At 62.7% G+C, this 12037-nt stretch carries 12 protein-coding genes; 4 read left to right on the top strand and 8 right to left on the bottom strand.

Annotation, left to right across the window (positions count from 1 at the left end; genetic code table 11):
- Window positions 1–59: 59 nt before the first annotated feature.
- The gene (locus J2Y68_RS15305; protein ID WP_309994634.1) at window positions 60–860 is read right to left on the bottom strand and encodes a hypothetical protein; all 801 of its coding nucleotides are present in this window, start codon (window positions 858–860) and stop codon (window positions 60–62) included.
- Window positions 861–1403: 543 nt separating this feature from the next.
- On the opposite strand from J2Y68_RS15305, the gene J2Y68_RS15300 reads away from it, so the two are divergent.
- Entirely contained in the window at window positions 1404–2264 is an 861-nt protein-coding gene (locus tag J2Y68_RS15300) for a hypothetical protein (protein ID WP_309994633.1), read from the top strand.
- A 217-nt stretch (window positions 2265–2481) separates the two neighbouring features.
- On the opposite strand, the gene J2Y68_RS15295 is transcribed toward J2Y68_RS15300, so the two are convergent.
- A complete protein-coding gene (locus tag J2Y68_RS15295; RefSeq protein ID WP_309994631.1) occupies window positions 2482–3087 on the bottom strand; it encodes a hypothetical protein in 606 nt (201 codons plus the stop codon).
- Window positions 3088–3626: 539 nt separating this feature from the next.
- Here J2Y68_RS15295 and J2Y68_RS15290 point away from each other — a divergent pair.
- Both J2Y68_RS15290 and J2Y68_RS15285 read left to right on the top strand, forming a co-directional pair.
- Entirely contained in the window at window positions 3627–5108 is a 1482-nt protein-coding gene (locus J2Y68_RS15290) for an APC family permease (RefSeq protein ID WP_209754646.1), read from the top strand.
- A gap of 74 nt (window positions 5109–5182) precedes the next feature.
- The gene (locus J2Y68_RS15285; protein ID WP_309994629.1) at window positions 5183–6253 is read left to right on the top strand and encodes an alcohol dehydrogenase catalytic domain-containing protein; all 1071 of its coding nucleotides are present in this window, start codon (window positions 5183–5185) and stop codon (window positions 6251–6253) included.
- 193 nt (window positions 6254–6446) lie between these two features.
- Here J2Y68_RS15285 and J2Y68_RS22045 read toward each other — a convergent pair whose 3' ends face one another.
- The 6 genes from J2Y68_RS22045 to J2Y68_RS15260 all read right to left on the bottom strand — a co-directional run bounded on the left by J2Y68_RS22045 (window position 6447) and on the right by J2Y68_RS15260 (window position 10942).
- Window positions 6447–6968: a nucleotide-binding domain containing protein gene (locus J2Y68_RS22045; protein ID WP_397335170.1), complete on the bottom strand. Its 522-nt coding sequence runs from the start codon at window positions 6966–6968 to the stop codon at window positions 6447–6449.
- Window positions 6969–7079: 111 nt separating this feature from the next.
- On the bottom strand, window positions 7080–7568 hold the full coding sequence (locus J2Y68_RS15275) for a four-carbon acid sugar kinase family protein (protein ID WP_309994627.1): 489 nt from the start codon (window positions 7566–7568) through the stop codon (window positions 7080–7082).
- A complete protein-coding gene (locus J2Y68_RS22040) occupies window positions 7492–7716 on the bottom strand; it encodes a four-carbon acid sugar kinase family protein (protein ID WP_397335169.1) in 225 nt (74 codons plus the stop codon). The genes J2Y68_RS15275 and J2Y68_RS22040 overlap by 77 nt, the downstream gene beginning before the upstream one ends.
- A gap of 213 nt (window positions 7717–7929) precedes the next feature.
- Complete coding sequence (locus J2Y68_RS15270) at window positions 7930–9402, bottom strand: benzaldehyde dehydrogenase (RefSeq protein WP_209754655.1); 1473 nt, start codon at window positions 9400–9402, stop codon at window positions 7930–7932.
- Window positions 9403–9495: 93 nt separating this feature from the next.
- Window positions 9496–9834 (bottom strand): cupin domain-containing protein, encoded by a 339-nt coding sequence (locus tag J2Y68_RS15265; protein WP_209754657.1) that lies wholly within the window; start codon window positions 9832–9834, stop codon window positions 9496–9498.
- A gap of 70 nt (window positions 9835–9904) precedes the next feature.
- Window positions 9905–10942 (bottom strand): alcohol dehydrogenase catalytic domain-containing protein, encoded by a 1038-nt coding sequence (locus J2Y68_RS15260; RefSeq protein ID WP_309994623.1) that lies wholly within the window; start codon window positions 10940–10942, stop codon window positions 9905–9907.
- A gap of 369 nt (window positions 10943–11311) precedes the next feature.
- On the opposite strand from J2Y68_RS15260, the gene J2Y68_RS15255 reads away from it, so the two are divergent.
- Window positions 11312–11977 (top strand): integrase catalytic domain-containing protein, encoded by a 666-nt coding sequence (locus J2Y68_RS15255; RefSeq protein ID WP_309994622.1) that lies wholly within the window; start codon window positions 11312–11314, stop codon window positions 11975–11977.
- Window positions 11978–12037: the final 60 nt, after the last annotated feature.

Here is a 12037-nt window from a genome sequence, read left to right as displayed (position 1 = left end):
GACTGGTTCCTCTGCAGGGTTCTGTCATCGCAACCGGAGATCGTGAAGTCGAGCAGCGTTTATCTCTCCGCGCTTTCAACCTCAACATCCATCTTCACCATGATGTTCTCAACTTCGGCGCGAGCCTCGTCTGACAGGGTGGTGCTCGCCAGTACCGATTCATGATCGAGTTCTTCCAGCTCGTCTTCATCAGAGAATCTCAGTGCATCTGCATGGTCCGCCAGAAGCTCCGTCGCTACAGCCCGACCGAAGCCCACCTCTTGTAGTTGAATCGCGCGCTGGTCAGTTGTGCCGTACTTGACGAGCGTCGCCACGTTGATCCCCGATGCATCTCTTCCAAGCGCCATCACACTGACGTCAATGAAGTTCTGCAGGTACCCCATGATGCGGAACCGTAGGCCTCCCTCAATATCTTTGAGAGGCCATTCGATAATGAGGTTGATGTGCTTCGCGGAATGCCTGTCGAAAGGCTCGGTTACGAGGCTCTCCTCGCGGGAGTAGTCACGGTAGGTGATTGAACCACGTTGACTGTAGTAGGCAACTGAGCTGGAGATAACGCGGCTGATCGGGTCACCTCGTACCCACCCGCGCATAAGGAGCGCCCAGTAATACAGACGACGATCCCATCCATCGGAATCCGCTCTCCTCGGCATGAGCGGGTCTGTTCCCGATACCTCGGTTGTTCTCCAGTCATACAAGGTGCTGAGCCGCCTAAGAACAGTGAGGAACGTCTGGACATCACTTAGACCGGCATCATTTGCAACGAGGGGAACAGTAGAGCCGGCCGTTAGTTCGTTCCAGACACGGTCCTGGTATTTCGGGAGGATGTTCGGTGAGCGCCGCAATACGTCCGTAGGCACGGTAATCGAAGAGGCTGCTCATTTCAGCAACTCCCGGCCGTCTTTGACCTTGTCGAGGAAGTAACTGCGAAGCGGTGTCTGCTGGTTATCGAGCTGGTGCAGCATGAGAATGGACGCATATTGCTCAACACTTCGCTGCTGGTCAGTCGACGTCGCCGTCGGCAGGCTCTCGCCCCGCAGGATCCGCGCTATATCTCAGGTGGGGGAGTCAGCGTCGGTTGTGAGACTTGGTCCCTATGTAGTTGCCGTCACCTGACGACTTGCATGCGATATAGCCGGACAACCCTACAAGCACCTAGCCGTCTCCGGTCCTGCCATCCCACTATGTCACGGTCATAGGGTGCAGCCTATGACATGTGTCAGGTCTTCCCTGTCAGTTTGCGGGCAATAGTCGGTTACGCTGGCCGGGGTTGAGTGAGTTCAGCGAGGGGATTGCCGGCAGCTGCCGTCTATTGGGGAGACGAAATGGCGAAGTGCTTTTTCTGCGGTACCGACGAGTCGCTCACAAGGACTCACCTCTTCCAAAGAGGCTTCCGTGAGTCTGTGAATACGGGCACCGGCAAGGTAAGTCTTGCCGCATCCAGCGTTCAGATGCCCGGCGTCTACCGCGACATACTGTACGGCGGTGATATTCGAGAGATCAACGTTTCATCCCTCTGCGCAGCTTGCAACAACGGTTGGATGAACCACATCGAACAAGCAGCCAGCCCCGTGTTCAGATCCATAATGAACGGAGGAGGATTCCCACCACCGGCTGACCTATTCAAGCTGGCGCATTGGTCAGTGGTTCTAGGTGCTTTATCCAGTGAACTGGTCCCACGTCTGATAGTCCCCGAGCAGCATCTCCACGCAATTCGACGAACTGGCACGGGGCAGCCCAAAGATTTTTCAACCCACTTCGTCTGGACCCTTGATTACTTACCCACCTTTCAGATGGACATCGTGCGGTTTGCGTCGGACGCAGACTGTAAAGCGCCTGTGCGGTGGTGTTTTGTGCTTCAGGTGGGATGGCTGGTAATCATTACTGCAAGTCCGGACTTTGGCGGCCGGGTTTCCAAGGTGCTCCATGATGCTGGCTTTCATGGCGTGCTGGGAGCTATATCCAGCAACCTCGTTTACAGTCCCACAAAGTTCCAGGATGCATCGCACGGCATCTTGGTGCCCTCCCACCAGAGAATGCAGGAACTGCAGACTGAATTGTTTGCCCCTGCGGAGAAGTACCTACCTACTAAAGGTCGACCGGTTATCGATATGGCAAGCGCCACGGAACGAACAGAAATCGATCTGAGCTTCGACTATGAGGGCAAACTCATCGATGTGAGGGACCAGTTGGATCAGACTTATCTACGCGAGCTTCAGAACTTTATGCCCGCCGCTCTTGGCGGCCAGACGGTTCAGGACTGACCTGGAGGCACACGACCTCGACAACGCTGCTGTCGTTGCCGGACGCTGCCGGCGACGAGCTATCTCGTCTACTTCTACCCCCGTGATTTGAACGCCGATAACGGACGTTCCGTCAGGCTGGGGGAGGGGTGTGCGGATTCCTTGGCTCTAGAACGGCATCGCCTCGAAGCTTCTCCACGCAGAACCAAAACAAACACCGCCCGTACTGTCAGGGGTCTTACCAATCAGGCTGCCATACGAGCATGCCATCTCGCCCGTACTCGACGATGTCCCGCGCACAAATAAGCCAGGCCAGGTCCGCAGCCAGCCCGGGAAGAAGCCGCAGGTCAGTGAGGCGGGCATCCTCGATCGTGACAGGTGCCTCGATCATGGCGCTGATGCGGTCAGCCAGGTTGAAGAGGTCGTCATCGCGTTGGACATGCCCAGTCCGAAGCGGCGTCGCCGCGACCTCGATCGTGGATCGGACAGCGGTGATGACCGAGGTGAGTGCTGCGTCGTCCGCCATGGCCAGCAGCGTGATCCCGAGTTCGGCGCAACCTCGGACCACGATGGGGTCATCGGCAGCGCGCGGCGAAGGAGCAGACCCGAGGCGTCGGCACACGACGGGTTCATGGCGGCGATCGCCCTGGCTCCCCGTGCTCCGAGGACTGTGACCAGGTTGGCCCTGCCCGACGGCCACTTGATCGCCCACCTCGACGACTTCCAGGCCCAGGACAGGACGCCCCGCGCCAGCGGCCACGAGCTCGACCAGACCATCGGGCGAGTCTTCGAACAGCGCAACAGCCGTCATGGCGACCCCGTAGTGCCATCGTCCATCGGTCATTCGGCACCTCATCTCTCGCTCGGGAGCAGGAGCGGAATTCTCGTGAACTGCAGGGCTTCAGCAGTTGTCCGAATTGTCCAACGAAAACCGTGTCGTGTCGAGAACGCGCGCGATATGGCTAAGTGGTGATCTTCGCAGGGCTGGACCGTGAATCAGGTCCGACGTCGCAAACCGCGTCCTGACCGTTGCATTTTCCGCATGTAACGCTGATGCAGGCGTGCGTGTAAATCTTGAACTGTAGCAACTAAGGACCCTTGACATATGATGAGCGTCACGATTGAATTGACGAACAATCGTTGAGATTTCACACCGGGCCTACCGAAAGCGGGCGCGGAGGTTGGTCGGTGCGAGCCGGGTTGTCAGCCTGCGTCCGTTACCAGCAAGTCTCGTCGCTGAGAGGAACAGCCTGGATTACATCCCCCGTCTGCCGCAGTGCCGCCGACGTGAGTCCAGCTTCCGCACAGTTGCTCCCCTGACCCCAGGGCCAGCTCTGCGGTTCGAGTTCGTCCCGCAGTCCCACATCTCGATCGGAGAAAATCTTGAATACACCACCAGACTCGCCCATCGGCTCCACGGTCGATGCATCGCATGAACAGGACGCCGCGGCCCCGCGGTCCAGGCTCAGGGGCACCTTGGGTGTCATCGGGTTGCTGTTCACGGTCATGGCCTTCAACGCCCCGCTGGGAACCTTCGTGGCGACGGTGCCGGTGTCCATCGGATTCGGGAACGGTGCAGGGGCTCCGATCCTGTTCCTCGTCGGCGGGCTGGTCATGGCGCTCGTGGCAGTCGGGCTCATCAAGATGAATCCGTACATGACCAACTCGGGCGGTTTCTACCTCTACATCACGGCCGGCCTGGGCAAGGTGGTCGGACTGGGGACTGCATTCCTGGCCACGGTCAGCTACTTCCTAATGGTGCTGGGTGCGACGACTTTCTTCGGATACTCAGCCAATGCGTTGGTGACCGATGTCTTCGGCGGACCCGAGATCAGCTGGTGGGTGTATGCGTTCGGCGTTCTCGCCGTTGTCAGCTTCTTGGGCTATCAGCGCATCAACATCTCCTCGAGAGTTCTCACGGTCGTCCTCATCACTGAGATGGCGGTGATCTTCATCTACAACCTCGTGGTCGTAGTGAGGGGCGGATCGTCGGGACTCAATGTCTCGGACACCTTCGATCCGTCGATCATTGCTTCTGGGTCGCTGGGGATCGCGCTGCTCCTGGGCGTCTCGGCGATGGGCGGGTTCGAGGCGACGTTGATCTACCGCGAGGAGGTCCGGGATCCGAAGCGGACGATCCCCCGTGCGACGTTCTTGTTCATCCTGATCACCGCGGTGATGTACTGCTTCACGTCATGGGCCATGGTCCAGGCGGTGGGGACCAAGGACGCCGTGGCCGTGTATTCCGAGGATCCGGCAGGCGCTTTGCTGGGCACCATCCAGAGCTACCTCGGTGGAGTGAGTCACGACATCGTCCTCGTCCTGCTGGCGAACAGCGTGCTCGCATCGGTTCTCGCGGCCCACAACGTCGCGACGCGCTACGTCTTCAACCTCGGCAACGACATGCTCCTGCCTCGCGCCCTCGCCGAGGTGCACGAGAAGCACCACTCGCCGTACAAGGCATCCGTGGCCGTCTCGGTGGCGTCGGTGCTGGCGCTCCTCCCGTTCATCATCTTCAAGGCAGATGCCAGCTTCCTGTTCGTCCAGCTGCTGAGCTCGTACAGCTACGCGTTTCTGCTGATGGTGGCCATCACCTGTATTGCCGTGGCTGCCTACCTGCTGCGTCACAAGCCAGAGGGAACGACGCTGTGGCACCGGCTGGTCGCGCCGGCGCTCGGATTCGTCGGGGTTGCAGGCACCCTCGTGTTCGCGACCCTGAACCTCGACGTGCTCTTCGGCAATGCCGGGCCGGCCGTTGTGGCCATCCTGTCGCTGTTCTTCGGTCTCCTGCTTCTCGGGATGATTGTCGCTGTGAGGCTCCGGAAGACGCGTCCCGACATCTACGCCCTGATCGGACGTCAGTAGCACAGGCAATCCGTCGCGTCATGCCTCTGCTGAAGGGACTGCGCAGCTATCCACTACACACCAAAGGAGTCAGCATGCTGGCACACCGACTGCACGGACAGATGGATCTTCGACTCCAGGAGGAACCCGAACCCGACCTCCGCCCGGGTGACGTGCGGCTGAACGTGGCCTACTCCGGCATCTGCGGGTCGGACGTGCACTCCTACTACGCAGATGACGACGCTCTTCCACGACTGGGCCACGAGGGTGAAGGAGCTGTGAAGGGGCGACCGTTCTACGTGGGGCATGAGACGGTCGGCACGGTCAGCGAGATCGCCGACGACGTCACTGCCGTCGAGGTCGGTGATCGAGTCGCGGTGTTCCCGTTGATCGCCTGCGGCGAGTGCCGCCAGTGTGTCGACGAGTATCCGGTGAACTGCGAGCGGTTCGACCGCGGCGTGTCGACGGTTGGCTTCGGAGCACCGATCGGTGGGCTTGCCCAGTCCATGGTGATCCCGCAGAGCCTGGCGATCAAGATCCCGGACGGGCTGAGTCTTCTGCAGGGCTCGCTGCTGGAGCCGCTGTCGGTGGCGGCTACTGCGGTGCAGCGATCAGCCCCTTCCCCCGACCAGGTCGCTCTCGTCACCGGCGGCGGGCTGGTCGGCGTCGGAGTCGTCCTGGCGCTCAAGGCCAACGGTGTCAAGGCCATCGTCCTGTCCGAGACATCTGTGGCTCGGCGGCAGAACCTCGTGGGAGTCGAGGGACTGACCGTCTGTGACCCGACCATGGACGACGTCGCTGCAACGGTGCGCGAGCAGAGCGCGGGCGCGGGGGCGGATCTCGTGTTCGAGTGTTCGGGTGCGCCGCAGGCCTTTGACCTCGCCATGAAGGTCGCCGGCAAACGAAGCCGGATCGTCCTGATCGCGTTGCACCACCACGTCTTCCCTCTGAGCCCCAGCCGGGCTGCGCTCAACGAGGTCACGGTCGTGGGTCACAACGCCACCACCAAACGCGGCTTCGTGTCGGCGGCGGACTGGCTGGAGCGCGGTCTGCTTCCTGTCCACGACTGGGTGACGACCATCGACTTCGCCCGTGTCGTCGAGGACGGCCTGGAACCGTCTCGCACGGGACAGCTCTTCAAGGCAGTCGTGGAGATCGCCCCTTGAGAGTCACGTTACGGACACGAGCGTGGTTCACATCTGACGTGTGAGGATCTCGATCGCCCTCCCAGGCAAGATGGCCGTGGTGGTGTGTGGGTCCACTCAACCTCTCCGGGGCCAGTACAACCGCCAGTGGCCCGCTCAGCCGCTCTAGGTGTACTCGGCCAGCAGATGTAACTAACCTGCTGGCCGAGTACACCTAGGACGGGGCGGAGCAGAGCTCACGCAGAGACCCTTCTCGATGACATCTGCAAGGGACTCGGGCCCGCCGACATTGCCGGCGAAGACGATGTAGGGAACGCCGTGGGCGGGGCCGCTCGCGGGCTCCCACAGGGAGACGATTCCTGGCAGCAGCGGTCCGCGGACGATCGCGCGCTCGATCTTCAAAGGCGTGAATGGCGACGTCGGATGACATGATTCCGCCCTTGGCCAGAACGAATCGCGGAACACAGGCAGCCACGACGCGGTCGACCAGCTCGACAATGGCGGCGCTCACCGCGCGGGCGATCGCGAGCGAGTCACGTGCACCCTGACCTGTCACCACGTGCCGCGAGGTGCTGATGACGACGTTCCCGTGCAGAAGAGCTGCGAGTGCGGCGTCGATGAGTGCGCTGAGATGGCTGTCTCGCCGATCGCCGAGTACTCGATCGACTTCGATCGTCAGCTCGACGTGTGGGTGTCGCCGGCGCAGAGCATCGAGCTGCCGCGTCGTGCCTGACACGTGGGACCCGACGACGACGAGCCCTCAGCGGCGCGGTCGCACGCGACGAGTGACTGCCGTGCAGCGCGTCCAGCTTGGTCCCATGCAGAGGTGGGGGAGGGTCCTGGCCGATCAGCGCCCCGACGAAGGGCGGGCCGACGCGGTAGAGGTAGCGACCTCCCCCGGCTCTGGCCTCCTGAAGTGCCACGGCAAGGCGCAGCATGTCGGCCTCGTGGACGATATCGACGGCGATCGGCTGCGCAGACTCGGCTCGTAGCAGGTGGCGACCACGGACGGCAGGCTCGTCCGGAGGTTTGCACGGTTGATGGTCAGGACCGAGGACGCGGAGATCTTGCCGTCGGTCGTCTCCTCGACCCACTGCGCCAGCAGCGAGCTGCGGTATCCGAAGGTCGCATCGCGCGCGAACTCGGTGTCACCGATCGGAGTGAATCCGTCGGACGACGAGCCTGCGTAGTGCACACCGTCGACGGTGATTCTCCCAGCCTCGGGGAAGGCCGGAACGAGGACGATGCCATCGATCGACTCACCGGTGTGCCCGAGGGACCTGCTGGGCGAGCACGTGTGGCTCGAGGGGGGAGTGGCCGCGCAGGGTGGAGTCACCTCGCGACACGAACTCGATCGCGCAACCGACGTCTTCGGCCGCTCGGTAGACGTTCTCAGCGATCTCGCGGTTTCGGCGCTCAGCTTCTTCGGGATCCACGGAGCGAGAATTCGTCAACACGTAGACAGCGCGACGCCGTTGCCGCATGCCAGGGACTCGACGCTCCAGTCAGTGATCACCGGCACGTCGGCCACCGATTGCGTTCCGGTGGGGTCGTCGTCCAGCACCACGAAGACACGGTCGTGGGGTATCCCGGCGCGGACTACCCCACGACCTTGGTAGCCGGCGGATGCCCGGCAACCAACGAATCGAGCGAGGTGAGCACCATGTCTCCTGTCCGGGTAGATCCGAGAGGTTGCACTAGAACGGATAGACGGGTGCGCTGGCCCGCATGGTGATCCACCGCGTCTCGGTGAAGGCCTCGATGTTCGCGGTGGCACCGCCGAAGCGGCTTCCGGTGCCCGAGGCACCGACACCACCGAATGGGGCCACGGGTTCATCGTTGACGGTCTGGTCGTTCACGTGGACGATTCCCGTGGGAATCCGTTCGGCGAGCTCAAGTCCTCTGGCGGCATCCTTCGTGGCGATCCCCAGGCTGAGCCCGTAGTCGCCGGCGGACGCCAGCCGGACAGCATCATCGAGCGAGCGGAACGAGATCACCGGAGCGACGGGCCCGAACACTTCCTCCCGGTAGGCGGGCATGTCCTCGGTCACCTGGGACAGCACCGTCGGGCGATAGAAGCGGCCCTCATAAGTGCCTCCAGCCACGAGCTGCGCGCCCGCGTTCACAGTGGAGGTCACCAGCTGGTGGATCTTGTCGCGTTGTCCGTCGTCGATGATCGGTCCCAGTGCGACCTGACCCGTGGTCGGGTCGCCGACGGGCAGAGCGTTGGCCTTCTCCGCGAGCCGTGCGACGTAGTCGTCGACCAGACTTTCGTGGACGATGTGGCGTCCGGTGGTCATGCAGATCTGTCCGGCATGCAGGTACGAGCCCCAGGCACCGAGCCCGACAGCAGCCTCGAGGTCTGCGTCGTCGAGGACGATCAGAGCCGAGTTGCCGCCGAGCTCCAGGTGGCTTCGCTTGAGATGACGGGCTGACATCTCACCGATGCTGCGGCCGGCCCTGGTGGAGCCGGTGAAGGAGATGACCGGTACCCGTGGATCACTCACCAGGGCCTCGCCGGTGTCGACCCCGCCCGGGAGAACGTGCAGCAGCCCTTCGGGCAGCCCAGCTTCCTCGAAGATCCTTGCGATGCTGAGACCGCCGGAGACAGCCGTCCGCGGGTCGGGTTTTAGGATGACCGCGTTGCCGAGGGCCAGAGCGGGTGCGACTGAACGGATCGACAGCACCAAAGGGAAGTTGAAGGGCGAGATCACACCGACGACACCCACCGGGACGCGGCGGGACATGGACAGCCGATCGGAAGCGGTCGGGAGCACCTCACCCAAGGGCGCGGACGTCAGCCCGGCGGCCTCGAAGCACTCCTGGGAAGCGACCTGGACCTCCAACGCCGCCTTGGGCTCGATGGATCCGGCTTCCCTGATCAGCCACTCCTGGACCTCGCTCGCGTGCTGCAGCCAGAGCTCGCCTGCGCGACGCAGGACTGCGGCTCGCTCGTGGTAGGGCGTCTTCGCCCAAGAGGGCTGTGCTGCCGCTGCCGACTCCGCGGCACGGGCTACCTGTGACGCGTCGGCCACGCCCATCTCGCCGAGCTGGTCGCCGGTGGCAGGTTCGACGATCGGGAGGACGGTGGCACCGGCCTGCCAGCCGTTGCTGTAGATCTTTCCGGTCCATGTAGCCGCGGCGAGCAGGCCTTGCTGTGCAGTAGTCATCTGTCTTTCGACCTTTCTTGGAGTGTGAACTGAGCGTGCTCGTCATCGTGGCGGGCGACGAGCTTGCAGATTCGGTTCCGCATCGAGCTCACGTCAGTTGCCGGTGCTGCGTGTGACGGCAAATTTCCTCAGCGTGCTGCGGACGGTCATCCTCGACGCCGTGGCTGCGGGGACGTTGATGATCTGACCGGAGAACAGCTCGTGGCTGCCTGCGCCATCGATGTCGATGGTCGCCTCGCCCTCCAGGACGACGAAGGTCTCGCCGGTGGGGTTGCCCGCGTGCACGAATGTTCCGGGCTCCGCAATCCAGATCCCCATCCGGGTCACCCCGTCATCGAGCACGGGTTTGGTGAAGGACGCGGATCGACCATCCTCGCTGGATATGTTAGAAGGCTCGACTCCGTGCGCGTCGAAGGCGTTGGAAACGATCATGGTGGACATTTTGGGGGGACTCCGTTCAGCAGTGAGCAAGCGATGTTTGGATGGGCTGAATCCGTGATCCCTACTGCGGGACCTCGATGACTGCCTTGACGAGCTCGCCCCGTTTGGAGGGGTCGATGCCCTCTTCGAGAACGCGCTCGAAGTCGATAATGGTCACCCAGTCCTCGACCGGCAGGATCCCTTGTTCGAGCACGTGAGCGGTCTTCGCGAAGTCTTGGCGCGTCGTGGAGTTGTGCCCGACGATCGAAAGCTCTCGCAAGGACACCGCGACCATGTCGACGGGATAGGGCACGGGCTGCATCGCGACGATGATGATCTGTCCGTGCAGTCGGGCCACATCCATCGCGATGTCGAGCGTCGGGTGGACCCCCGCACACTCGTAGGCGACGTCGGCTCCCACCCCGTTGCTCAGCGTGTGCACGACGTCGCGGACGTCCTCGACGGCCGGGTTGACCACCGTCAGGCCCGGAATGGACTGCAGATTCTCTCGCCGCTTGTCTGACACCTCGGCAACCACGATGTTCTGCACCCCGCCGGCCTTCAGCGCCAGGATCGCTCCGATGCCGATCATGCCGGCACCCAGGACGACGGCGACCCCGTCCGCCCCGATGCCCGAGCGACGTACCGCAGTGGCCGCCACCGACAACGGTTCCAGCAGGGAGCCGCCGAGAAGGCTGAGTCCATCAGGAAGCTTGAATGCCAAGGACTGGGGAATCACGACTGATTCAGCGATTCCTCCGATCAGCGAGCCGCATCCGACGGTCGACACGCTTCGGTCGTAGCGTTCGCAGTGAACTGGACGCTCAGCCAGGCATTCCGAGCACTCGCCGCAGGCGATCAGCGGAAAGACGGCCACTCGATCCCCGACGGCGACTGACTGGACGTCATCGGCAGCCTCCGTGACGGTGCCGGCGAACTCATGACCGATGTGACGCGGGCGGTTGGGCAGCTTGTCGTCGTCGTTGTAGTAGTAGTGCACGTCGGTGCCGCAGATGCCCGAGTAAGCCACCTTCAGGCGCACTTCGCCGGCTTGCAGATCTGGCTCGGACTCCGATACCAGTCGCAGGTCGCGCTGCCCGTACAGACGGTGTGCTCTCATGCCAGTCCTTTCGATCGGTGGTGTCGGTGCAATCCGCGCGCTCACAACGATGAGCTCAAGCACTGATTGTCCAACAATACAATCATCCAGAAAGTGGGTTGTCAAGGGTGCGCGTTGACTCATCAAAGATGCCCGCGTAGCGGTATTCGAGGAATCATTCGAGAATGCCCGCGTGGCAGCGTGTCCGCCGGGAGTGGTGTACGCCGCTTCGGCAGTGTGAGCCATGGAGCTTTCGATGAGTGAACGCAGGGCCGTCACCAAGGCGATTGCCACCCGCTATGTCAGGTCGGATCGGGCGGCGAAAAAGCAGGTTTTGGACGAGCTCTGTGCGCGATGACGGGCTGGCACCGGGACCACGCCCGGAAGGCGTTGCGGCTGGCGCTCGTGTTGAAAACTGCCGGGCCCCGGGCGCCGCGGCCGCCGCTCTACGGGGAGCCGGTGATCGAGGCGTTGCGGTTCTGCTGGGCAGTGCAGGGGACCCCGTCCGGACGGCTGCTCGCGGCCGCCCTGCCGGACCTGGTGCCACGCCTGCACCGGTTCAACAAGCTGCAGATCGACGACGGCACTGCGGTGCTGCTGCTACAGATAGCGCCGGCGACGATTGACCGCCGGCTCAAGGCGAAGCGGGAAAAACTGGATCCTCGGGGCCGGTCCCACACCAAGCCCGGAACACTGCTGAAGGACTCCATCCCGATGCGGACCTGGGCCCAGTGGGACGACGCGGTGCCGGGGTTCGTCGAGATCGATCTCGTCGGCCACGAAGGCGGCAACATCAGGGGCGAATTCTGTTTCACCTTGGATATCACCGGCATTGCCACCGGTTGGACTGAAACCAGATCGGTCAGGAACAAGGCCCAGAATTGGGTCTTTGCCGCCATCAAAGACGCGACCGCCGCGTTCCCGTTCCCGATCCTGGGCATCGATTCCGATAACGGCTCGGAGTTCATCAACTGGGAGCTGCTGATCTGGTGCCAACAGGAGAACCTGACGTTCACCCGGTCCCGGTCCGGGAACAAGAATGACGGGCCCACGTAGAGCAGAAGAACTGGCACATCGTCCGCCAGACCGTCGGCTACCACCGTTACGACACCGCCG

Source organism: Paenarthrobacter nitroguajacolicus, from assembly GCF_031455195.1.
Taxonomy (GTDB): Bacteria; Actinomycetota; Actinomycetes; order Actinomycetales; family Micrococcaceae; genus Arthrobacter; species Arthrobacter nitroguajacolicus_D.
The sequence above is the reverse complement of the archived record's forward strand: the minus strand, read 5'-3'. Positions and strand labels throughout refer to the sequence as shown.

Bases quoted from the DNA above. Each gene is read 5' to 3' on its own strand.
- J2Y68_RS15265 (WP_209754657.1), bottom strand. From the start codon at position 9,834: ATGATCGTTTCCAACGCCTTCGACGCGCACGGAGTCGAGCCTTCTAAC.
- J2Y68_RS22040 (WP_397335169.1), bottom strand. From the start codon at position 7,716: ATGCGGCAACGGCGTCGCGCTGTCTACGTGTTGACGAATTCTCGCTCC.
- J2Y68_RS15285 (WP_309994629.1), top strand. From the start codon at position 5,183: ATGCTGGCACACCGACTGCACGGACAGATGGATCTTCGACTCCAGGAG.
- J2Y68_RS15260 (WP_309994623.1), bottom strand. From the start codon at position 10,942: ATGAGAGCACACCGTCTGTACGGGCAGCGCGACCTGCGACTGGTATCG.
- J2Y68_RS15270 (WP_209754655.1), bottom strand. From the start codon at position 9,402: ATGACTACTGCACAGCAAGGCCTGCTCGCCGCGGCTACATGGACCGGA.
- J2Y68_RS15295 (WP_309994631.1), bottom strand. From the start codon at position 3,087: ATGACCGATGGACGATGGCACTACGGGGTCGCCATGACGGCTGTTGCG.